The following is a 21,336-nucleotide window of genomic DNA, read 5'->3' as shown; positions in this document are numbered from 1 at the left end:
ATGGGGATGAATAGCCCTATGAATATAGCTCATCACTAATGACGCAAAATGCTAATCCGCAATAAATTATTTTCTGCACTGTCTTTTATGATTCTCCTCTGGAATTCTGTATTCGGATGCTATTTATGGATGCTGACAGAATTAGCAAATTATTAGATATCAGAAAAAATGAGTTCAGAATACTCGCCTGGGCCATGTTGTATGTCTTCTCGCTTTTTCTGGCGTATTATCTGTTACGCCCGGTTCGCGATGAGTTAGGTGTGGCGGGTGGGGTAAATAATCTTCCCTGGTTATTCAGTGGCACATTGATTGCCATGTTAATGCTTACGCCGATATTTTCATTTTTAGTTAAAAGATTTTCCCGCATCACGGTGATTAAGCTGAGTTATCATTTTTTTGCTGCACATCTGCTGGTGTTCTTTATTTTGTTGTTGCCTGCATTCAGTGAATACCGTATCTGGACGGGCAGGGTTTTCTTTATCTGGGTATCGGTGTTTAACCTGTTTGTGGTATCGATTTTCTGGTCACTGATTGTTGATGTCTTCAGCCCGGAACAGGGGCTGAGATTATTTGGTATCCTGTCAGCCGGGGCAACGCTGGGGGCGATGGTCGGGTCGCTGGTGACGCTGATGTTAGTGGAGATCATCGATCAGCGCGGGTTGATTCTGCTGGCATTCCTGATGCTGGAGCTAAGCCTGCTGTCGGCTCATCGCGCCGTCAGAGATGCAGAAAATAGCAAAGAAGAAAATGGCGAAATCCATGCATCGGAACGCCCGGTGGGGGGATCGGTCTTTGCCGGTATCACCCACACCCTGCGTTCACCTTACCTGTCAGGTATTGCCGTTTTTATGATTCTGTACAGCCTGACATCGACTTTTCTTTATCTGGAACAGGCGAGGATAGCCGCCAGTGCTTTCTCAGACAGAGCCGCACGCACGCAATTTTTCGCCACCATCGATTTGTGGGTCAATATATTTACCCTCATTTCCCAGCTGGTATTAACATCCAGAACCCTGAAAGGGTTAGGCGTATCATTCACACTGGCAATTTTACCGTTGGTGACGCTGGCAGGCTTTTCATTATTACTGGCGTTTCCCTCGCTGATTATTTTCGTGGTTTTCCAGGTGGTGCGCAGAATCAGCAACTTTTCATTCGCCCGTCCCGGCAGAGAAATTTTATTTACCCGGGTGAATAAAGAGGAACGCTACAAGTCGAAAAACTTCATCGATACGGTGGTTTATCGATTGGGTGACCAGCTGGGAAGCTGGAGTTATGCCGGGTTATTAAATTTTTCAGGCAGTGCCGGTATGCTGGCTTATATCGCCATCCCCCTTTCACTTATCTGGCTGGCCCTCTCCCTGTGGCTGGGCAGCAAATCTCCTTTCATTCCACTCAAATCAGGAGGTGACTAATGTCTTTTTCCAGACGGCAGCTTATTAAATTGGCCGCAATAACCGGAGCCATGGGATTAACCGGCGGCACAATGCAACTCGCCAGGGCTGAAGGTACCGGCACGGGACGGGCACTGAAAATCGGTGTCATCGGCGCCGGCTGGCTGGGCGGTACGGTGGCGAAGCTGTGGGTTAAAGCCGGGCATCAGGTGATGTTTTCCACCCGCCACCTTGATGAACTGCGGCGCGAGATCGCCCCACTGGGTGCCAATGCCCGTGCCGGAACGCCAGTGGAAGCGGCAACCTTTGGTGACATCCTGCTGTTTGCCGTGCCCTGGGATGCGCTACCGCAACTGGGGCAGCAGCTCGCGCCATTGATGAAAGGAAAGATTGTGATTGATGCCTGTAATCCTCCGGGCGGGCAAATGAGCGAAAATGGGGTGGCTGAGGCCAGCCAGAGATTATTGCCTGGCACGCGCTATGTCCGCGCCTTCAGCGCCGTTGATGCCACGGCAATTGAGGCCTCTGCCAGCGCCAGTCAGAGCAAGAAACTGGGGGTGCCGATGGCCAGTGACGACGCAGCGGCATTAACCCTTGTCGCGAAGTTAGTGGAGGATGCAGGTTCTGTCCCGGTGATCACCGGAAATCTGGCGTCGGCGCGAAGCTTCCAGCGCGGTGGCCCGGGTTTCCGTGCCAACACCAACGCAGCAGCGTTACGTAACATTCTCGGTTTACCGGCAGCGGGTTGATCACCGGTCGATCGCGCATCAGGTGTCTGATGCGCGATCAATCCCGTCACTATTGCGGTTTTAACTCACCGTATTTTACCGATGCGGTGACACCGCCATCGATTAACACATCGCTGCCGCTCATATAAGCGCCGTTAGGACCAAACATAAATTCGGCCAGCGCACCGATTTCATCCGGTGTGCCGCCACGTCCTGCTGGAGATTTGCCTAACATATTGCGGTAGTAATCACCGCGTTCCACGCTATTCAGCTCGTCGTAGGCCAGTGGGGTGAAAATAATGCCTGCGCTGATGCAATTAATGCGCGCACCGCGTTTTCCCCATTTCACCGCTTCAGACATCACCCGCAAGGCATTGCCGCGTTTCGAAATCTGATAGGCATACAGGCTGTCATCAATCGCTTTAATCCAGGGAAGTTCTAACAATTTTTCAGGAGGCAGAGTGGCCAGTTGATCGGCGGTGGCCTGTGAAATCGCGTCACAATCGAGGCGATGGCTGGACTGCGATCCCAGTACCACGCAGGAGCCACCCGCCGCAATCACTTTGCCAAACTCTTCAAATACTACGGCGCTGCCGTACAAATCGACATGCAGCAGATCCTGCGCTTTCGCCTGCGAGGGGGATAGTCCCGCCGTCAGGATCACGCCTTTGATATCGCCTAAGGCTGTGGAGGCCGCGACTAATTGCTGGATTGATTCTCGCGACCTGACATCGACATGAGTGGACTCCACGTCAAACCCGGCTCTTTTCAGGATGTCTTCAACTGCTTTAGCATTATCCAGATGGATATCGGCCAGCAGAATTTTTTTACCCACGCTGACACGGCGCGCGATAGCCTGGGCGATGGAACCACTGCCGATAACGACAATAACGTCTGCCATAACTGACCTCATAATTTAACGTGCAATACTGGAGGGGGCTGCTGCATGCATGGCTGAAACCACCCTTTCTGGCTCTTCATTCAGGGGCATGTTATCCCTGTCATGAATCGCATCGATGCCATTGCTGTCCTGATCGACACTGCGGAAAAACGAGACAAAATCCTCCGTTGCCGATCCCGTCTCGGCCACCAGTTCGAAGGTCTTATTCCATGCATCTGGCAAGCTGATGCTGTTAACCAGCACCTGGGCAATCTGGTAACGGGAAATAACACCGTCTTTCGGGCTGCCATCACGTCGGTTATCCCCCTGGAGGGCGACCAGTTTCAGCTGATTTGCGGCGTTGTAATCGAACCAGCCGGGGCGCACGATGGTGTAGCGACAGCTACTGGCCCGCACCAGCCGTTCTGCCCGGCGTTTCCAGTCGTGCATGGTGCTTCTTACTGTCACGCCAATCGCCGTCATCAGCGCGATATGCACCGAACGCCCGTTCAGGGCCTGAATAACATTGCGGACCCCACCGTAATCGACCTGCTCAAAGCCCTGTTTCTCATACCCATGGGTGCCATGAGTAAAAATGATAGCGTCCACGTCTTTTACTGCCTGGATCAGCGTGTTGATATCGGTCAGGTCACCTGTCACTTGTTCAACATCAGCAGAGAACCCGCGGGTATCTGCGTTTTTGCGTGTCAGCGCACGGACCCTGTGTCCGTTATTCAGTGCTTCAGTGACGACATGACGGCCAACGGAACCCGTTGCACCAATGATAAGTACCAGACTCATTATGTTTCCTCTTATATTATTAAGAGCGCGGTGATTAACCTGAATTAAGTATTTGCTCTTAAATATTTTATGGGGTTAATTAAATTTGAGAGTGAGAATTAATAAATGAATATTCTTACTTGTGAATAAATATAATATAACGGCTTATGAACGGAATGACTTTACATATAATCAGCAAAACTCTATGAATTTTTCTCATGAATGCCAGTGTTGGCATTCATGAGTCCTGCCTTACAGTATGAATGACATAATCAGGCTTTTTTTGTCCGCCTCATCACCGTTAATACCAGCAGCAAAGAGAAGGCGATCAGCACCGCACCGGCGGTGAATGCGTTACCGGTCTGATGTATTAGTAAGGGGACCGCAGCCAGATTCTCGCCACCTGCTTCCGCAGCAGCCACCAACACGCTAAGACCCAGTGCTCCGCCGATTTGATGGGCAACATTTACGATGCCGGAAGCCGCACCTGCATCCTTTGGTGCGACACCATTAATACCCGACGTTGTCAGAGGTCCCATGGCTCCGCCGATACCGATGCCGATGAAGACTGTGGGTAGCAACAGACCGCTAATAAAGGTCGAAGATGCATCCAGACGGCTAAGCATCAACATGCCGATCAGGGCAAACAGCAAACTCAGAATTAATATGCGGCGGCTTCCTATGCGTTGAACCAGTTTAGGAACATTCAGTGCCACAACGAAATTGGTCATCATTGCAGGCAAGAAAGCCAGCCCTGCCTGAATGGGAGAATAATGTAAGACGCCCTGCATAAATTGCGTGCTGTAGAAAAAAAAGCCCATGGCGGCACCAATATAAAGCAGGCGTGCGGCATACGCGCCCGAACGTTCGGCACTTTTAAACAGATGCAGCGGCATAATCGGCTCATCAACTTTGCGCTCAATCAGGATGAACCAAAGAAGCAATAAGCCGCCGACCAGAAAAGAAAGCTGGGTAACTAAAGAACTCCAGCCCAGCGTACCGGAGGAGACGGTGCCATAAACAATCCCTGTCATACCCAGAGACGATAAGATGGCACCGGGGATATCCGGCTTGCCACTTTGTTTATCGGTTTCATCGATATAGCGGGATGCGGCGATAATCAGGACGATGCCAATCGGGACATTAACCATAAACCCCGCTCTCCAGGATACCAGTTCGGCTAAGACTCCCCCGATAACCAGACCCACGCTGGCGGATAACCCACCGGCTGCTGCGTACAGTGAAATGGCCCGCGTTCGGGCCGGACCTGCCGGAAAGGTGATTTGCAGAATGGCTAAGGTTGAGGGTGCGAGGATTGCCGCGCCAACCCCCTGAATTGCGCGGGCGATAACCAGAAATGCAGCCTCAGGAGCCAGGCTGATCGCCAGCGAAGCCAGAGTAAAAATGGTTAACCCGATATTCAGCATTCTTTTGCGGCCAAAGAGATCGCCCGCTTTCGCGCTAAGCAACAGCAAACCACCAAACGTCAGCGCATAAGCGCTGGAAACCCAGGACAGACCTGCAAGGCTGAAAGAAAGCTCCTGATGGATTTTTGGTAGTCCGGTTATTACCACTGAGTTATCAATAACTATCATCATATAACTGATGAGGATCAGGCTTAAAATTATAGTGGGGTGCTTTTCATGATGGCGAACAGGCGTTTGCTGGGCGGGCATTATTAATTCTCGTTTCCGAATCGCTTAGGGATTGAGAAAATTATACGGATTTACCCCGCAGAAATTAGTCCGATAATTATGCATTCCCTTATAACCTATATTCATAAATGGTGTTGTGGCTTTTTATTAATCACTACCAATGAACGCTTATGAATCACTTTCATAAACCCTATGAATCCATTAACCCAATGAAGATGTCATCATAGCGATATCTAAACTTCCGTGATTTAAAAACATGTTTAAAGATGATTTGGCCGATCTCAGTGTGTTTGCTTTGATTGCCGCTGAACAAAACTTTTCCAAAGCGGCGATCAAACTGGGTCTGTCGCAATCAGCATTAAGTTATACCCTCAACAGATTAGAAGGGCGTTTAGGGGTTAAACTGCTCAACCGTACCACCCGAAGCGTTTCACCGACACAGGCAGGGGAGAAGCTGCTTAGCACCTTAAGACCGGCATTAAATGCAATCGCAGATGAATTGATTTCGCTGGATCAGTTACGCGAACGACCTTCAGGGTTAATTAGAATCACTGCACCCAAATATGCGGCTGAAAAGTATGTGCTGCCGGTGGTTAACGCTATGCTGCAAAACCACCCTGAAGTCTCGTTTGAAATTGATATCAATGCCTCCCTTAAAAACATCATTGATGAGCGGTTCGACGCGGGCATTGCCTTACGCGAGCAGGTTGAAAAGGATATGGTGGCGATTCCGTTAGGGGATGAGCTGCGCATGGCTATTGTGGGTACACCTGATTACTTTATCGACAAACAAATCCCCCGTGAGCCAGGTGACTTAAAAGATCATCGGTGCCTGGCCTATCGCCGCGATTCAACCGGGCGTATTTATGGTTGGGAGTTTGAGAAACAGGATAGTAAATATAAACACCGGATTGACGGGAATCTCACCGTTAACGATATCGACATCATGCTGAAGGCGGTGGGGTCAGGAAAGTGGATTTGTTGTATTCCTGAGCATTACGTACTCGACGCGATCACCGCAGGTAAATACCTTCGGGTGCTTGAGGACTGGTGTCCATCCTTCCCGGGTTATACGCTCTACTATTCGGGACGGAAAGAATTAACTCTCGGATTCAGGGTGTTTATTGACATGATGAAAGAGGCTTGCCAGAGCTAAATTAAAAGAAAGCCCGGTGCTGATTGCCGCACCGGGGCTTTGATACTTACTTATCCCTTTGCTGCTTTACCTGTTCAGCGGTGACTTCACCTTGTTTACCACCAAAGTGACCAATGACGAAGTTGGCAACGGACGCCACTTCCGCGTCGGAATATTTATTGCCGAAATCTGGCATAAATACCTGCTGATCGCCGACTTCCATGTGTGTGCCTTTCAGAATCACCTGTACCAGGCTTCTGCCCTTTGGATCGTTGACGGTGGTGCTGCCCGCCAGAGAAGCATGTTGGCTCACTCTGCCTGGGCCATTCCACTGGTGACATCCACTACAGTCACCGGCAAACAGTTGTCTGCCCGCGCTGTCGTTTTGATCCCCCGGCAGTAACGCTGTTGACTTCATCGCGCCCGCAGGTTGCAGATTGACCCGGATGCCGTCTCCATTATCGGCGGGCAGGGTGTGTTGCAGATACTTCACCAAGGCCTGGTTATCTTCCGGCGTCAGATATTGCAGGCTGTTTTCGATCACTTCGGCCATCGGGCCTGCAGCGCTGCTGCGGCCCGGGGCGTGGCCTTGCGCCAGATATTGGGAAATCTGTTCCGGGCTCCATTGACCCAGACCGGTGTCAGGATTGGACGAGATATTGGGCGCAAACCACCCCTGAATCTCAGCACCCGCTAACGCATGACCCTGATCCATGGCAAAACCGAGGTTTCGCGGTGTATGGCATTCGCCACAATGGCCCAGAGCCGTCGCCAGATAGGCTCCGCGATTCAGCTCAGCATCAGACGAGTCGAGTGGGACAAAACGCCTTTCCCGGAAGAACGCCGCATTCCAGAACTTCATCGCCCAGCGCTGATCAAACGGAAACCCGAGGTCGTTTTGCCGGTTAGCCTGGGCCACAGGTGGCTGGCTCATCAGCCAGGCCTTGATAGCCAGCACGTCGTCGCGACTCATCGCGGTATACGAGGTATACGGCATAGCCGGATAAAGGTTTCCGTGTGGGCTGATACCCTGACGCACCGCGCTCACGAACTCGTCGTCGCTCCAGTTACCGATGCCATGCTCTTTATCAGCACTGATATTGGTGGCATAAATGGTGCCAAATGGCATTTTGAACGCCAGCCCACCGGCTAAAGGTTCTCCGCCTTTCGTCGTATGGCAGGCGACGCAGTCAGCGGCTTTCGCCAGATACTCACCCCGTTGAACCTGAGTTTGCAGGTTGGCTGGTGCACCTGATATCGGTGCGGTCGGTTCCTCCCCGACGGGGCGAAGTGCAACAAATGCCGCAAACGCCACCAGCAAAATGACAATGGCACCGGCGCTGATGCCTGCTCGTTTTAACCAGGTAGTCATGATTGTTCAGCCTCGCCCAGTTTCTTCGCTGCTGCGTGAATAGCCTGACGAATGCGTACGTAAGTGGCACAACGACACACATTGCCACTCATGGCCGCGTCGATATCGGCATCGGTGGGCATTTTCTTCTCCGTAAGCAGCGCGGTGGCACTCATGATTTGCCCAGACTGGCAGTAACCACACTGCACCACATCCAGATCGAACCAGACATCCTGCACGACTTTGCCTACTGACGATTCATGCACGGATTCAATCGTGGTGATGTTTTTACCTGCCGCTTCTGCCATCGTCGTCTGGCATGAGCGTACCGGCTTGCCATCCATATGAACGGTACAGGCGCCGCACATGGCGACGCCGCAACCAAACTTAGTGCCGGTCATGCCTGCTTCTTCACGGATGTACCAGAGCAGGGGCATGTTGGGATCATCATTGAAAGTCAGGGTCTTGTTATTCAGGGTTAAAGTGATCATGTTTGCCTCTTTTAAACTTCAATGGTGCTGCCAGGTTTATGCAGGGGAAGGCTCAGGTCGTCTCTTGAGCGCCCCAGTTTTGCCAGTGCATTGGCTACGGCTGGCGCAATCGGGGGCACGCCTAATTCACCGACCCCGGTGGGCGCTTCATCGGACGGAATGATGATGACCTCAATTTCGGGCATTTCGTTGATGCGCAATGGGCGGTAATTGTTAAAGTTGGACTGCTCAACATGACCCGCTTTCAGGGTGATATTGCCGTACAGGGCCACACTCAGCCCGTAACCGATGCCGCCCTCGATCTGCGCTTTGATCACGTCAGGGTTGACGGCAATACCGCAGTCCACCGCACACCAGACTTTATGCACCCGGGGCTGGCCGTTTTCGCCAATCGATACTTCAGCGATTTGCGCCACGCGGGTATTGAACGCTTTCGCCACGGCGACACCCCGGGCGCGGTTATTGCCGACCAGCGGCCCCGTCCAGTTGGCCGCTTTCGCCACCGCCCGCAGGGTGCCCGCTTCACGCGGGGCGTCGGTCATCAGGGCCAGTCTGCCTTCAACAGGATCCTGACCTAACGCGTCGAGCACTTTATCAATGAACGCCTCAACGGCATGGCAGGTATGGGTACTGCCGACCGAGCGCAGTGAGGTCACCGGGACATGTCCGGGTACGATGTGGGCATCGCACTGAAAATTCGCGAAGGTGTAAGGAGGTTCACTCGAACCTTCGACCAGCATAGGATCCAGGCCATTCTTAATCGCGGCATCAAACGCACTGTCTTTGAAAAATGAATTGCCAGCGACGGTGTTGGTCCAGGCACTGATCTGGTTGTTGCGGATGGCGGCGCGCATTTTATGGAGCACCATCGGACGATACCAGCCGCTTCTGATGTCATCTTCACGCGTCCAGACCACCTTGATTCCTTTGCCAGGGCCAATAGCCAATGCCGCTGCCGCCATGTCTGCGGCGAGATCGGGACCAAGTTTAGGATTACCAAAATCGATACGACGACCAAAGCTGCCGCCGGCCATAATCGTTTCGATTTTGACTTTTTCCGGGGGTAAGCCAAAGGCGGCGGTCAGCTGGGCCTGGTCCAGCGTCTGGATTTGGCAACCATACTCCGCATAGACGCTGTCGCCGTCCCAAAAAATGTAGCCGTTGAGCGGTTCCATGGGCGCATGCGCAAGATAAGGGAAGGTATATTCGGCTTCGATAATTTTGTCGGCGCTGGCGAATGCCTGTCGGGTATCGCCGGTTTTACGCGCCAGCACACCGGGCGTGGTGGCCGTGGAGCGAAATTCCGCGAAGATTTCTGCGGTGCTGCGACGTTCCGCGTTGGCATCATCCCAGCTGGCTTTCAGCAGATCGCGTCCCTTTATCGCCGCCCAGGTACTGGTGGCGTACACAGCGACACCACTCGGCGTGGCTTTAACATCCACCACACCAGGATATTGACGCGTCAGGGAATCATCAAAAGAGACTAATTTGCTACCAAACAGGGGCGGGCGTTTGATGGTGACCGTCAGCATCCCCGGCTTCTTAATATCCTGGGAATACATCGCTTTGCCGGTGACTTTATCTCTTGAGTCGATGCGATGTGGGCCTTTGACCTTACCGATATAGGTAAACTGCTCGGGCTTTTTCAGCACCAGCGAGGCGGGGTCGGGAGGCGTGAGCTGTGCGGCGATGGCAACCAGTTCGCCAAACCCGGCTTTGAGGTCAGTACCGGGCAGCATAACTACGCCATTCTGCACGATGATCTCGCTGGCGGGTTGGTTCCACAATTTAGCTGCGGCTGAGACCATCAAACTGCGCGCCGCTGCACCCATGCGACGCATTTGTTCATAGGCGTTAGCGATCGAGCTGGAACCGCCAGTCCCCTGGATCCCCAGGGACAGGTTTTTATAAACCGAGGTATCGACCGGTGCGGCCACCACGCGGATTTTCGACCAGTCAGCATCCAGTTCTTCCGCTATCAGCGTTGCCATGCCAGTGTAAACGCCCTGGCCGACCTCGGTATGTTTACTCAAAACGGTGACGATGCCATCAAGGCCAATTTGCACAAACGCGTTGGCTTCAAATTCACGCTGAGGATTGATGACCGCTGCCATAGCCTTCTTTAGAGGCAGACTGGCACCGATAATTAACGCACCAGCACCGGCGATAAAACGGCGTCTGGAGACATCAATATTAAGTTCTTTCATTGCACACAGGACTCCCAAATGTACTGCATCAGCGAATTAAAAAGACAATTTGCAAAATTTCAGGATGCAGCGTTTATTAATATTGAAGTTTTAATAATGAGACAGGCACAACATCTGTACGGGTTTTGGGATTATACTTATCAGCTGATCCCTCATTGTTGAGATTTGTTCATAGTGCTTATGAGTTCAGCTAACAAGTTAAAATAAATTGCTTACTGTTCATGATGTTGTGGGTTCGTCATGGATTATTGTGTGAGTTGCTTTTGCCGGGGGGATTTATTAGCATCGGAGAAAATAAAATGATCGGCTATTTTTAGTTAAATAAGGATGCATTTTAATCTGTCCAGGCTATTGCATTATTTGTACGCTAAATTTAATCAGCGGATGAAGTCTGTTTTTGCGTGATAATCAAATCCTGTTTTCTAATGTGAGAGAAAAATGCAGCGTCTTGATGTTGAGGTTTTAGCTCAGGCCAGAAAGTGGTTACCGACGCATACCTTATGGTTATGCACGGTCATCAGTACCTATGGATCCTCGCCGCGTGCGCCTGGGACCATGATGGTGATCAATGACGCGGGGCAGCATGTGGGTTCGCTTTCGGGTGGCTGTGTTGAAGAAGATTTTTTGCAGCGCATCGCTGCCGGGCAATTCCATGCACCCAGCCAAAAGGTTATTTATGGTGATGGCGGGCTGGCTCCCGACAAAGCGCTGCCCTGTGGTGGCATCCTTTCTATTCTGGTGGAACGTTTGACGTTTAATCAGGCGACCTGCACCTACCTTGATCGCATGGAGGCCGCCTTACTCGGAGCGGTAACGCTGCGGAAATTTGTTTGCCTCCCGGATGCCTGTTCAGGCCTGGAGGAAACGCGCTATATCAGCAGCACCACGGTGGTTGAGGAGGGCGACAGGCTGGAACTGTGTATTGCCGCCACACCGCAGGTGGTGATTGCAGGATTGTCCGAGGTCGCGCTGGCCTGTGCTGGTTTTTCTCTGGCGTTGGGTTTTCAGACGGTGGTGTGTGAAGCGCGCGCGGAGATGCTGGCAAACTACCAGCATCGTTTACCTGCGGAGATTTTGCTGACGGAAGTGTTCCCGGCAAAGTGGCTGGAGGAAAATGCGCAACATCCATGTCGTGCGGTGGTGGCCCTGACACATGATCCGCGTATTGATGACCTGACGTTGATGGAGGCGGTGCAGTCTCACGCTTTTTATATCGGTGCGATGGGATCTGTGAAAAACAGCCAAAACCGGCTGGCAAGGATGAAAACCATCGGTGGATTAAGTGACAAGGATATTGACCGCATCCATGCGCCGATTGGGCTGCCGATCAACAGCAAAACGCCGGCGGAAATCGCGTTAGCGGTGATGGCCGATATCGTCGCCTGCAAAAACAGCGTGACCTTGTCACGTCAGTGATCAGCGCGGAAAGAGCGTTGCATCGGAAAAACAGGCGATCAGGTGGTCGTAAACGATGCGGGTCCGGGGAGGAAGCGGGCCTGATTGTGTCCGATAGATCACCAGTTCCATTGGCGTCGGCGCTGCCTCAGATAAAACCTCAACTAACTTCCCACTCAGTAAATGCGCTGCTGCCAGGTAGCGTGGCATCTGGGCAAATACCTTGCCCGCGAGCACCATCTCCAGCTCAGTTTCCGGGTCATCGCTGATAAAAACCGGTGCAGAAGGGACAAAAATGTCACCCTGCTGGAATACCCAGGGCCAGGGCTTGCCGCTTTTACGATCCATCAGCACCGACAACGGGCAGCGCGCAAGGTCAGACACGGACAGAAGGCCAGGATAGCGGCTGGCAAGTGCGGGCGTACACACGGTGACTAAAGGCACCGGGCAGACAACCTTCGCGATAAAGTTCTGATGTCTGACCGTTCCCACCCTGATGCCCACGTCAATTTGCGCGGCAATCGCATCTGTCAGCTCATCTTCCAGGTGCAGCGACAGGGTCAGGTGTGGATGAGTGGTCATCAGTTCATCCAGGAACCGAGTCAGGTATAACCTGCCAATGGCCAGAGGGGCGGTGATCACCACCCGGCCTGCCACCTCATTGACCGCTCCGACGCTGCGTTTAGTGAAAACCCGCTCAAATTCACTCAGGGCTTTGGTGGCTTCCTGGCAGATCTCTGCGCCAAATGTCGTCAGATGCAACTGGCGGGTGCTGCGGTGAAACAGCGGTTCGCCAAGGATATATTCCAATTCCTGGATGGCGCGCGTCACTTTTTGCGGTGAGATCCCCAGCCGGCTGGCCGCCTCACGGAAAGAGTGAGCATTAGCGGCGGCGACAAAAATCCTGATCATTTCAGCGCGGTTCTGCATTGGGTTTATTCCATTATTGTGAATTCTTAAATCCTAACTCTTCCATATATTGAGATAAAGCGTTGTTGCATGATCGGAGGCGTCGAATGAACTCCACAACAGGAAAACATCATGAAAGCAGGTATCGAAGGTAAGGTCGTTGTGATTACAGGTGCCAGCAGTGGCCTGGGTGAAGCAACTGCGCGTCATCTGGCAGCTCTGGGTGCAAAAGTGGTGCTGGGCGCGCGTCGCCTGGACAAAATGACCGCGATCGTCGAAGACATCCGGGCGGATGGAGGGGTGGCCAGCGCGCTGGTGACCGATGTGACCCGTCGTGCCGATCTTGATGCCCTGGTCGCGCATGCAGTGGCTGTTTTTGGTCGCGTTGACGTGATGATCAACAATGCCGGACTGATGGCGATTTCCCCCATCAGCGAGCTGCGTGTTGAGGAGTGGGACAGCATGATTGATATCAACATCAAGGGCGTGTTGTACGGCGTCGCTGCCGCTCTGCCTTTATTCCAGGCGCAGAAGTCCGGTCATTTCATCAACATCTCCTCAGTTGCCGGTATCAAAGTCTTCAGCCCGGGCGGTTCGGTGTATAGCGGGACCAAATATGCAGTCAGGGCGATTTCCGATGGCCTGCGTCATGAAGTGGGTGGGGATATCCGCACCACTACCATTGAACCGGGTGCTGTGGATTCAGAACTGAAATACGGGACATCCCACCAGTCCAGCTCAGAAGCGGTGTTGAATTTTTATCAGCAGGCGATTCCGGCTGCCTCCGTTGCGCGCGCTATTGCCTATGCGATTGAACAACCGGCAGATGTGGATATTAACGAGATCGTTCTGCGCCCGACGTCACAGGATTTCTGACAGGGCAAGTTGGGTAAATTGAATGGGGCTGATGACAGCCCTGTTTTTTACTCAAACCGATCAGGATGACAAATGTTGCATGTTCTTTCCATTAGATGCGACGGCAGAGCTGTACAGGACTCAATGACCGTTTCATTATACGATGGATTAATCATGATGATGTTATATGAAGGACGAAAGGCGACATTTGTTTATGAACGAATTAAACGATAAGAATGAAAGTGCATCACGCTCACCCGCCATCACAAAAGCAGTGAAAATCCTTGATTTGATTGCCACTTCCTGGTCTGGATCATTAACACAAACTGAAATCTCCGTTTCTCTCAACATCGCAAAGTCCTCGACGGCGCATCTGCTGAGCAGTCTTGAAGATGCACATCTTGTGCAAAGAACCCCAGAAGGTTACATGCTTGGAAGAAAGCTGGTGGGTCTGGCAAGTGCCTATCTGAGTAAACTCGACACCGTTCAGGAGTTTTACCGTTTCTGTAAAAGCTCGCCGGTGCTGTGCACTGAGACGGTACGCATTGCGTTACTGGATAAAGCAGATGTTATCTACCTTGCAAGATACGAAGGCCATCCGGCAAACCATCTGACCCCAAGTATTGGCGATCGTATGCCCGCTTCACTTTGTGCCGTGGGAAAAGCAATGCTGGCAAAACTTGATGCAGAAGACATCGATGACTTATATCAGGATAAGCCGGAGCTGCCTGTTCTCACAGAATATTCGATTAGTACATTTGACGCACTTAAGCGCGAGCTGACGAAAATCAGGCAGCAAGGTTTTGCTCTGGAAATGGAAGAAAGTACCCTGGGTGTTGCCTGTATTGGTGTTGCGGTTTCTTCCAGAGGAATCAATGGTCCTAAATTGGGTGTAACGGTAAGTTCAGTGACGGTGACATTTAATGACGAGAGAAAGGCCAGGTTACTGGAAGAGGTGACTAAATTAGCCACATTGTTGGGGAACCCCTTACATACAGAACTTCATTTGCCACAAGGGAATCAGTAAACGGCATCCTGTTCAAAAATGAACAGGATGTTTTTGCTTAGAAAACGAGGTTCGCTGGTAGCTCGCCTTTATTGATTCGATGTAACTGATCCAGCAAGAGACGTTTAATTCTTGGGGTAAAAGCTGAGGTATTTCCCCCTAAGTGGGGCGTAATTAAGACGTTAGGTATTTGCCAAAGTGGGTGTCCGACAGGCAGAGGCTCGGGTTCGATCACATCAAGAGCGGCATACAGTCTGCCAGACGATACCTCCGCCAGTAAGTCGTTGGTATTGACCACGCCGCCCCGGCCAACATTCACTAACAATGCACCATCAGGCATTGTCGAGAGGAACTCTTTATTCACCAGCCCACTCGTATCTGCATTTAATGGTAGCGTTAATATCACAACATCAGCCTGAAGCAATAATGATCTCAGCTGTGTGAGTGAATAAATTATCCCCTGTTCATCGTGCCTCTCAGTACGCCCGACACGAAAGATGTTCACTTCGAACGGTTCCAGCCTGCGTACTATCCCTCCGCCAATATTACCGGTGCCAATAACAACAACATTTCGGTCAGCCAGTGAACGGTGGCGTTGTTCCCGCCAGGTTTCCTGCATCATATCCCGCGCTGCCTGATCAATATTCCGTAAAGAGGCCAATACCAAACCTATTGCCAGTTCAGCAGTTGAAGAGGCATGGACGCCTGCGGCGTTAGAGAGACGAATACCAGCAGGCAACCAGGGCAGAACATTATCGTAACCGGTACTTTGCGTTTGTACCCAGGTCAGGTTAGGAAATTCATTCAGTTTACGCAGTGTCGAACTTTCATGAGCGTAGGGAAGGACAATGCCGGTAACTTTCTGTTTTATATCAAAAGAGAGTTCTTCGCCATCGGGCCAGTAAATCAGTTCTGTCTTATCTGCCTGGGGAGCAAGGGCATCCCATAACGTTTCATCCGGAAGGGTGATGACCTGCTTTGATGTCACATTCATAAGAATTTCCTCTATGAGAATGGAGAGAAGAGTATTGCCTGGTTCAATACTTGGTACTATAAACCACATATTGAACTCAGGTCGATGCGGTTTGTAAAGCACAGATGTGAGAGTGGGTGTCATCAGGTGACATCTGTCAGGCAGATAAAGAGGTGACATGAGATGACCGGGATTTTTTCACCAGTAGAACCGAACCACGATGCGGGAAAATTGAAACCAGGAGTGGTGGGGTTATTTACCGCTGAGATTGCTGCTCATGAGATGCAGCCACAATCGAGGGTTAACTTGATAGCAGGGGTGGGGATCGAAGGAGACAGATATGCCAAAAAGGAGGGACGCTGGTCAGACAGACCTAAACCCGAACACCAGCTCACACTCATTGCGGCAGAAGTGCTTGAAGATATAAGCCTGGAGTTAGGTATCGAGTTTACCGCCCGTGAATGCCGTCGAAATATCGTGACGTCAGGGATAGAACTTAACAACCTGGTTGGGAAAATAGTGAAAATAGGTGAGTCGGCAGTTATCCTGGCAACAAAGCCTAATCATCCATGCCGCTATCTGGAAAGACTAATTGATAAACCTGTTATGGAATCATTGCTGGGGCGATCAGGGCTGAACTGTGAGATTTTACGGGGAGGAATAGTCAATATTGGCGATCAGATTGTTGAGGTTACAGAAGAATGGCGGTCAGACTGTTAATTAAAGTTAGAGTTAGTGATGTAAGCGTAGTGGCCAAAGATATTTTATCACTTGAATTTTCTCCGGTTGACAGGGAAAAACTTCCGGTTTATCTGCCTGGGTCGAATGTTATACTTCGGTTGAAAAAGGGGTTAAGCCGACAATATTCGCTATGTGGCAATCCTGATAGCAATATCTATAAGATAGCGGTGAAGAGGGAAACACAGGGGAGAGGGGGGTCTGAATATGTACACAATCAGGTACGTAAAGATGATATCTTGTATCTTTCCTATCCTCAGCCTGATTTTAATATTGACATCAACTTTGATAGTTATGTCTTTATCGCCGGGGGAATAGGGATCACTCCATTACTGAGTTTTCTGTATTTTTTATCAGATAAAAATAAGAAAGTCAGCTTGCATTATTGTGTCAGGGATATTGAAAGTGCGGCTTTTCTTGATGAACTGAGGCATTTTCCCATCGACTTGAAAGTTTACTGTTCTGCGCAGGGGAGAAGGGCGAATTTTGAAGATATTCTGAGTAACTATAAACAGAACACGGCGTTATATTATTGTGGTTCGGCAAGACTTAGTGAGGCGGTTTGCCGTGCTACTCATCATTGGCCGGCTGGAGCGATATTTTCCGAGTACTTCTCGCCACCCGTCATGGCAGGAGAAGATCTGGGAGACACATTTACCGCAGAAATACCAAGGAGTGGACATATTTTAACGGTTCCTGAAAATAAGACCTTATTACAGGTTCTGCTGGATGATGGTGTTGATCTGGATTTTAGTTGTGAAGCAGGCACATGTCGCAGTTGCATCATTGATATTGTCTCAGGTGAGATAATTCATAAGGATAAATGTCTGACCGAAGATGAACGGAAAACATTAATGACTCCCTGTGTTTCCAGAGGAAAGGGTGTCATCGTTATTAACTCATTGTGACGTTATATATCGGGGGAGAGGTAAATGATTGGTCCAAAACATATTGTACAACCAAAGGGCCTACCGTCGGGTAGTGGCTGGAGTCATATTGTGTCAGGGGCAGGGACTATAGTTCATATTTCAGGACAGATAGCCGTTGATGAAAATAACGATATTATTGGCAGAGGTGACCTTGAATTGCAGATCCGGCAGGTATACAAGAATCTGTCACTCTGCCTGAAGGAATTAAACGTTGGCTGGGAGAAGGTTGTCAAAATAACTTATTATGCCACAGATATTCACCATGCTTTACCTTTGATGCGTGAAATCAGGGAGGAAATCATGCCGGAAGGAAATCGCCCAGCCAATACTTTTATTGAAGTCAGCGCTTTGGCGAATCCTGATTTGTTGTTTGAAGCGGATGCTGTTGTTATATATTAGGGGTTGTGGTTAATGTGAGCTGATAAATAGTGCAGTGGTGATTTATCATCATTGTACTTTAAAAAATACTCCAGAAGGATAAGAAAATGTCCGTCACCTATGAAAATAATTCGGTAAAACGTATTAGAATGAGTACGCGCTGGCGGGTGATAACGCTGATATTCGTGTTATACACAATTAACTGTATTGACAGAATATCATTGTCACTTGCGATGCCGGGTATTACGAAAGATTTTGCAATTTCCCCTGAGGTACAGGGTATTATCTTAAGTTCTTTTTTTTGGGCATATTGCGCATTCCAGCTTCCGGGCGGCTATTTGGTTGACCGGATCGGTGCGAAACGGGTTTTGGGAGTAACGTCAATTTTTTGGGGTTTCTTTGCCGCCATTGGCGGCCTGGCAATGGGCGGTTTTACACTTATTCTCAGCCGTCTTGGATTGGGTGCTTTTGAGGCTCCTTTTATGCCCGCAGCGAATAAAATTGTCGCTCAGTGGTTGCCGGGTTCAGAGAGAAGTCGCGGTATTACGTTGATTGATAGCGGTGCTGCTTTAGGCTCAGCAGTCGGTGCGATTATCGTTTCGTCTTTAATTGTCTGGTTCGGTTCCTGGCGGGCTGCGTTTTTGATTACAGGTATTATCAGTATGGTGATCGCTTATCTGGTATATCGTCGGGTCAAAGAGCATCCGCATGAGCATCCGGCGATTACTGAAAAAGAACTGGAATTCATCAGCAGCAGTTCCCATGAGGATACTCATCATGCTGGCGTGCCTTCTAACGGTGATAGCATCGGAAAAAGTAATAAACTGTCGATTCTGTTTATGTTCCTGGGGCGTATGGGATTTGCGATGGTGTTCTTCGGTCTGGTGACATGGGGGCCGAGCTATCTGGTACATGAAAGAGGGATGAGCCTGCAATATTCCGGCCTTGCTACCTTCTTCATCTTTCTGGCTGGGACATTGGGTGAGATTAGTGGAGGAATAATTTCAGACAGGTTCAGAGGGAAAGCAACGTTCTCAAGGACACTAAGGCTTTTATTCCTGGCATCAGGTACCGTGTCACTACTGTCATTGTTGTCTCTGGGGCATATCCAAAGTTCTTTCGTTGCCGTAGCGGTGATTTGCATTGGTTTTTATTTTGAGATGTTTGGTGGTCTGTACTGGTTAATTCCGGGAATGATTGCTCCCCATAAAAATATTGGTTTTGTTGGTGGTGTATTGAACTTCGCTGGCCAGGTAGGAGGCGCAACCGTAGGGATAGTATCAGGGATAATCGTGCAACATTACGGTTATAGCACCATGATGTATTATTATGCAGGATGTGCTGCACTGTATCTCGTCTGTTCTCAATTTATAAAATTAAAGAATCAATAAATAACTCTCCTCAGGTAGTCGTTTTTTTTCGGCTTACAGTTTGTGTGCTCATTTTCTATACTCATTATTTACCAGCCGGTATGGCTTAAGATGAAAATCACAAGGGAACCGGAAAAGGTTCCCTTGTGTTCGTCAGCGACCCACCCGCGACTGCAAATGTGCCGGATAACGCTCGCCGACAATTCTTACGGTTTCCAAAGCCTGGGTAATTTTTTCCATTGCATCCGCTGAAAGCGAAACGTCAACAGAGCCCAGGTTCTCTTCCAGTCGATGCAGTTTCGTGGTGCCGGGAATCGGCACGATCCAGGGTTTTTGCGCCAGCAGCCATGCCAGCGCAATTTGCGCCGGGGTGACGGCGTTCTCCGCAGCTAACGCGGTCAACAGCGTCACCAGTTGCTCATTCGCGGCAATCGCATCTGCGGCGAAACGCGGCACTTTGCTGCGGAAATCATTCTCGCCAAAGGTCGCGCCTGCCTTTATGGTTCCGGTGAGGAATCCCTTACCCAGCGGGCTAAAGGGCACAAAGCCAATCCCCAACTCTTCGAGAACAGGCATGATTTCCTGTTCCGGTTCGCGCCACCACATTGAATACTCACTCTGCAATGCCGTTACCGGTTGCACCGCATGCGCGCGGCGAATGGTGGCTGCTCCCGCTTCGGAAAGACCAAAGTGTTTGACCTTACCTTCCTGAATCAGATCTTTTATCGTACCGGCGACGTCCTCAATGGGCACCGCCGGATCGACGCGATGCTGATACAGCAGGTCGATGACGTCGGTTTGCAGGCGGCGTAATGAACCCTCGACGGCTTCTCTGATATGTTCCGGTCGGCTGTTTAAGATCTGCTGTTTATTGTCGTCACCAAAAGTGAAGCCAAATTTAGTGGCAATGACCACCTGATCACGGAAGGGTTTTAACGCTTCACCCACCACTTCCTCGTTGAGATAAGGGCCGTACACCTCAGCCGTATCAAAAAAGGTCACGCCGTGTTCAACGGCCGCACGGATAAGCTCAATCGCCTGCCGGGTATCGGTTGCCGGGCCATAACCGTGGCTGAGCCCCATACAACCCAGACCCAGAGCGGATACTTCGAGACCAGAATTTCCGAGCATACGTTTTTGCATTAGGTTACTCCTCGTAGGGAACGTCCATGTTTACGATGGGTTAAACGCTCAGTTTGCGTTTTGTCAGCCATTCCACCATCGCAGGGTCGCGATGAGAGAAGAAGGCACTGGTTGCGCTATCCAGCGCGGTGATTTGCAGCATTTCTTCTTCAGTGAGGGCAAAGTCGAGGACGCTGATGTTTTCTGCCATGCGTGACTTGCGCACGGTTTTTGCCAGCGAAACCACGCCACGCTGAAAAATCCAGCGCAGAACCACCTGACCTACGCTTTTGCCGTACTTCTCACCGATGGCGGTCAGCAGTGGATGCTGGAACAGACCATTGCGGCCTTCGGCAAAAGGTGCCCAGGCTTCGGGTTGGATACCGCGGCTTTTCATCCAGGGAACGGCGTGCAACTGCTGATTGAACGGGTTAACTTCAATCTGATTGACGGCGGGAACGACGTGATTGAATGCCATCAGGTCAGCAAGCCGATCCGGCTGAAAGTTACTGACACCGATCGCGCGGATTTTACCAGCCTGCTGTAATTCTTCCATGGCGCGCCACGCACCGTGCACGTCACCGTAGGGCTGGTGGATTAAATAAAGATCGACATAGTCGAGCTGCAATCGGTTAAGTGAGCGCTCAAACTGGGCTTTTGCCCCTGCGTAACTGGCATCTCCCAACCACAACTTGGTGGTAACGAACAGATCTTCACGTGCCATACCGCTCTGTCTGAGGGCATTGCCCACCTGGGTCTCATTCTGGTACGAGGCGGCGGTATCGATCAGACGGTAGCCGGTTTCAATCGCATCAATAACCGCGCGTTCGCATTCGGCCGCATCGGTCATCTGGAATACGCCAAAGCCCAGCAGGGGCATTTCGATTCCGTTATTCAGTTTTACTGCTTGCATGATGTTTTCCTTCGCGTTGATTCAGGGAAAGCATAACGCGGATTGATTTATTCAATTATGCGTAAAATACGCTAGGGTTAATTAATACGGCTCATAAATAGCAAAGACAAAATTTTTTTCGTCCTGCGGG

General features: G+C 50.6%; 20 protein-coding genes. 10 read left to right on the top strand and 10 right to left on the bottom strand.

What is annotated here, in order from left to right:
- Nucleotides 1-125 precede the first annotated feature (125 nt).
- Nucleotides 126-1,412, top strand: a complete 1,287-nt coding sequence (locus tag PW844_RS21710; protein ID WP_299456272.1) for an MFS transporter — start codon at nt 126-128, stop codon at nt 1,410-1,412.
- Nucleotides 1,412-2,140, top strand: a complete 729-nt coding sequence (locus PW844_RS21705) for an NAD(P)-binding domain-containing protein (RefSeq protein ID WP_299456271.1) — start codon at nt 1,412-1,414, stop codon at nt 2,138-2,140. The genes PW844_RS21710 and PW844_RS21705 overlap by 1 nt, the downstream gene beginning before the upstream one ends.
- Nucleotides 2,141-2,189: 49 nt before the next feature.
- Here PW844_RS21705 and PW844_RS21700 read toward each other — a convergent pair whose 3' ends face one another.
- From PW844_RS21700 to PW844_RS21690, 3 genes are all read right to left on the bottom strand, one after another.
- Nucleotides 2,190-3,020 (bottom strand): SDR family oxidoreductase, encoded by an 831-nt coding sequence (locus tag PW844_RS21700; protein ID WP_299456269.1) that lies wholly within the window; start codon nt 3,018-3,020, stop codon nt 2,190-2,192.
- Between the two features lie 15 nt (nt 3,021-3,035).
- A complete protein-coding gene (locus tag PW844_RS21695) occupies nt 3,036-3,800 on the bottom strand; it encodes an SDR family oxidoreductase (protein ID WP_299456267.1) in 765 nt (254 codons plus the stop codon).
- Between the two features lie 251 nt (nt 3,801-4,051).
- Nucleotides 4,052-5,455, bottom strand: a complete 1,404-nt coding sequence (locus tag PW844_RS21690) for an MFS transporter (RefSeq protein WP_299456266.1) — start codon at nt 5,453-5,455, stop codon at nt 4,052-4,054.
- 235 nt (nt 5,456-5,690) lie between these two features.
- Here PW844_RS21690 and PW844_RS21685 point away from each other — a divergent pair, with 235 nt between their 5' ends.
- Nucleotides 5,691-6,590 (top strand): LysR family transcriptional regulator, encoded by a 900-nt coding sequence (locus tag PW844_RS21685; RefSeq protein WP_299456264.1) that lies wholly within the window; start codon nt 5,691-5,693, stop codon nt 6,588-6,590.
- Nucleotides 6,591-6,636: 46 nt separating this feature from the next.
- Here PW844_RS21685 and PW844_RS21680 read toward each other — a convergent pair whose 3' ends face one another.
- From PW844_RS21680 to PW844_RS21670, 3 genes are read right to left on the bottom strand one after another with little or no spacing between them, the layout of a single operon-like run.
- Nucleotides 6,637-7,941: a cytochrome c gene (locus tag PW844_RS21680; RefSeq protein WP_299456262.1), complete on the bottom strand. Its 1,305-nt coding sequence runs from the start codon at nt 7,939-7,941 to the stop codon at nt 6,637-6,639.
- Nucleotides 7,938-8,411, bottom strand: a complete 474-nt coding sequence (locus PW844_RS21675) for a (2Fe-2S)-binding protein (protein WP_299456260.1) — start codon at nt 8,409-8,411, stop codon at nt 7,938-7,940. The genes PW844_RS21680 and PW844_RS21675 overlap by 4 nt, the downstream gene beginning before the upstream one ends.
- 11 nt (nt 8,412-8,422) lie before the next feature.
- Nucleotides 8,423-10,618: a molybdopterin cofactor-binding domain-containing protein gene (locus tag PW844_RS21670; RefSeq protein WP_299456259.1), complete on the bottom strand. Its 2,196-nt coding sequence runs from the start codon at nt 10,616-10,618 to the stop codon at nt 8,423-8,425.
- 438 nt (nt 10,619-11,056) lie between these two features.
- Between PW844_RS21670 and PW844_RS21665 the strand changes: the two genes are divergently transcribed.
- The gene (locus PW844_RS21665) at nt 11,057-12,034 is read left to right on the top strand and encodes an XdhC family protein (protein WP_299456257.1); all 978 of its coding nucleotides are present in this window, start codon (nt 11,057-11,059) and stop codon (nt 12,032-12,034) included.
- Here the strand turns inward: PW844_RS21665 and PW844_RS21660 are convergent, their stop codons facing one another.
- Nucleotides 12,035-12,943 carry a LysR family transcriptional regulator gene (locus tag PW844_RS21660; protein WP_299456256.1) on the bottom strand — a complete coding sequence of 303 codons (909 nt, stop codon included), beginning with the start codon at nt 12,941-12,943 and terminating at the stop codon, nt 12,035-12,037.
- Between the two features lie 111 nt (nt 12,944-13,054).
- On the opposite strand from PW844_RS21660, the gene PW844_RS21655 reads away from it, so the two are divergent.
- On the top strand, nt 13,055-13,798 hold the full coding sequence (locus tag PW844_RS21655) for an SDR family oxidoreductase (RefSeq protein ID WP_299456255.1): 744 nt from the start codon (nt 13,055-13,057) through the stop codon (nt 13,796-13,798).
- Nucleotides 13,799-13,991: 193 nt separating this feature from the next.
- The gene (locus tag PW844_RS21650) at nt 13,992-14,804 is read left to right on the top strand and encodes an IclR family transcriptional regulator (protein WP_299456254.1); all 813 of its coding nucleotides are present in this window, start codon (nt 13,992-13,994) and stop codon (nt 14,802-14,804) included.
- A gap of 37 nt (nt 14,805-14,841) precedes the next feature.
- On the opposite strand, the gene PW844_RS21645 is transcribed toward PW844_RS21650, so the two are convergent.
- Nucleotides 14,842-15,777, bottom strand: coding sequence for a 2-hydroxyacid dehydrogenase (locus PW844_RS21645; protein ID WP_299456253.1), 936 nt, complete (start codon nt 15,775-15,777; stop codon nt 14,842-14,844).
- Between the two features lie 162 nt (nt 15,778-15,939).
- On the opposite strand from PW844_RS21645, the gene PW844_RS21640 reads away from it, so the two are divergent.
- From PW844_RS21640 to PW844_RS21625, 4 genes are all read left to right on the top strand, one after another.
- Complete coding sequence (locus PW844_RS21640) at nt 15,940-16,476, top strand: MOSC domain-containing protein (protein WP_299456252.1); 537 nt, start codon at nt 15,940-15,942, stop codon at nt 16,474-16,476.
- A complete protein-coding gene (locus PW844_RS21635; RefSeq protein ID WP_299456250.1) occupies nt 16,458-17,402 on the top strand; it encodes a PDR/VanB family oxidoreductase in 945 nt (314 codons plus the stop codon). The genes PW844_RS21640 and PW844_RS21635 overlap by 19 nt, the downstream gene beginning before the upstream one ends.
- 24 nt (nt 17,403-17,426) lie before the next feature.
- The gene (locus PW844_RS21630; RefSeq protein ID WP_299456248.1) at nt 17,427-17,822 is read left to right on the top strand and encodes a RidA family protein; all 396 of its coding nucleotides are present in this window, start codon (nt 17,427-17,429) and stop codon (nt 17,820-17,822) included.
- Nucleotides 17,823-17,908: 86 nt separating this feature from the next.
- A complete protein-coding gene (locus tag PW844_RS21625; RefSeq protein ID WP_299456246.1) occupies nt 17,909-19,192 on the top strand; it encodes an MFS transporter in 1,284 nt (427 codons plus the stop codon).
- A gap of 132 nt (nt 19,193-19,324) precedes the next feature.
- Here the strand turns inward: PW844_RS21625 and PW844_RS21620 are convergent, their stop codons facing one another.
- Together PW844_RS21620 and PW844_RS21615 are read right to left on the bottom strand one after the other, a co-directional pair.
- Nucleotides 19,325-20,314, bottom strand: a complete 990-nt coding sequence (locus PW844_RS21620) for an aldo/keto reductase (protein ID WP_299456244.1) — start codon at nt 20,312-20,314, stop codon at nt 19,325-19,327.
- Nucleotides 20,315-20,354: 40 nt separating this feature from the next.
- Nucleotides 20,355-21,206, bottom strand: a complete 852-nt coding sequence (locus tag PW844_RS21615) for an aldo/keto reductase (RefSeq protein WP_299456243.1) — start codon at nt 21,204-21,206, stop codon at nt 20,355-20,357.
- Nucleotides 21,207-21,336: the final 130 nt, after the last annotated feature.

Source organism: Pantoea sp. (genome assembly GCF_028283705.1).
Lineage (GTDB): Bacteria > Pseudomonadota > Gammaproteobacteria > Enterobacterales > Enterobacteriaceae > Pantoea.
Note: the sequence above shows the minus strand (reverse complement) of the source record. Positions and strands in the feature narration are given on the sequence as shown.

Excerpts from the sequence above, each read along its gene's own strand:
- PW844_RS21710 (WP_299456272.1), top strand. The coding sequence starts at position 126 with ATGGATGCTGACAGAATTAGCAAATTATTAGATATCAGAAAAAATGAG.
- PW844_RS21705 (WP_299456271.1), top strand. The coding sequence starts at position 1,412 with ATGTCTTTTTCCAGACGGCAGCTTATTAAATTGGCCGCAATAACCGGA.
- PW844_RS21700 (WP_299456269.1), bottom strand. The coding sequence starts at position 3,020 with ATGGCAGACGTTATTGTCGTTATCGGCAGTGGTTCCATCGCCCAGGCT.
- PW844_RS21695 (WP_299456267.1), bottom strand. The coding sequence starts at position 3,800 with ATGAGTCTGGTACTTATCATTGGTGCAACGGGTTCCGTTGGCCGTCAT.
- PW844_RS21690 (WP_299456266.1), bottom strand. The coding sequence starts at position 5,455 with ATGCCCGCCCAGCAAACGCCTGTTCGCCATCATGAAAAGCACCCCACT.
- PW844_RS21685 (WP_299456264.1), top strand. The coding sequence starts at position 5,691 with ATGTTTAAAGATGATTTGGCCGATCTCAGTGTGTTTGCTTTGATTGCC.
- PW844_RS21680 (WP_299456262.1), bottom strand. The coding sequence starts at position 7,941 with ATGACTACCTGGTTAAAACGAGCAGGCATCAGCGCCGGTGCCATTGTC.
- PW844_RS21675 (WP_299456260.1), bottom strand. The coding sequence starts at position 8,411 with ATGATCACTTTAACCCTGAATAACAAGACCCTGACTTTCAATGATGAT.
- PW844_RS21670 (WP_299456259.1), bottom strand. The coding sequence starts at position 10,618 with ATGAAAGAACTTAATATTGATGTCTCCAGACGCCGTTTTATCGCCGGT.
- PW844_RS21665 (WP_299456257.1), top strand. The coding sequence starts at position 11,057 with ATGCAGCGTCTTGATGTTGAGGTTTTAGCTCAGGCCAGAAAGTGGTTA.
- PW844_RS21660 (WP_299456256.1), bottom strand. The coding sequence starts at position 12,943 with ATGCAGAACCGCGCTGAAATGATCAGGATTTTTGTCGCCGCCGCTAAT.
- PW844_RS21655 (WP_299456255.1), top strand. The coding sequence starts at position 13,055 with ATGAAAGCAGGTATCGAAGGTAAGGTCGTTGTGATTACAGGTGCCAGC.
- PW844_RS21650 (WP_299456254.1), top strand. The coding sequence starts at position 13,992 with ATGAACGAATTAAACGATAAGAATGAAAGTGCATCACGCTCACCCGCC.
- PW844_RS21645 (WP_299456253.1), bottom strand. The coding sequence starts at position 15,777 with ATGAATGTGACATCAAAGCAGGTCATCACCCTTCCGGATGAAACGTTA.
- PW844_RS21640 (WP_299456252.1), top strand. The coding sequence starts at position 15,940 with ATGACCGGGATTTTTTCACCAGTAGAACCGAACCACGATGCGGGAAAA.
- PW844_RS21635 (WP_299456250.1), top strand. The coding sequence starts at position 16,458 with ATGGCGGTCAGACTGTTAATTAAAGTTAGAGTTAGTGATGTAAGCGTA.
- PW844_RS21630 (WP_299456248.1), top strand. The coding sequence starts at position 17,427 with ATGATTGGTCCAAAACATATTGTACAACCAAAGGGCCTACCGTCGGGT.
- PW844_RS21625 (WP_299456246.1), top strand. The coding sequence starts at position 17,909 with ATGTCCGTCACCTATGAAAATAATTCGGTAAAACGTATTAGAATGAGT.
- PW844_RS21620 (WP_299456244.1), bottom strand. The coding sequence starts at position 20,314 with ATGCAAAAACGTATGCTCGGAAATTCTGGTCTCGAAGTATCCGCTCTG.
- PW844_RS21615 (WP_299456243.1), bottom strand. The coding sequence starts at position 21,206 with ATGCAAGCAGTAAAACTGAATAACGGAATCGAAATGCCCCTGCTGGGC.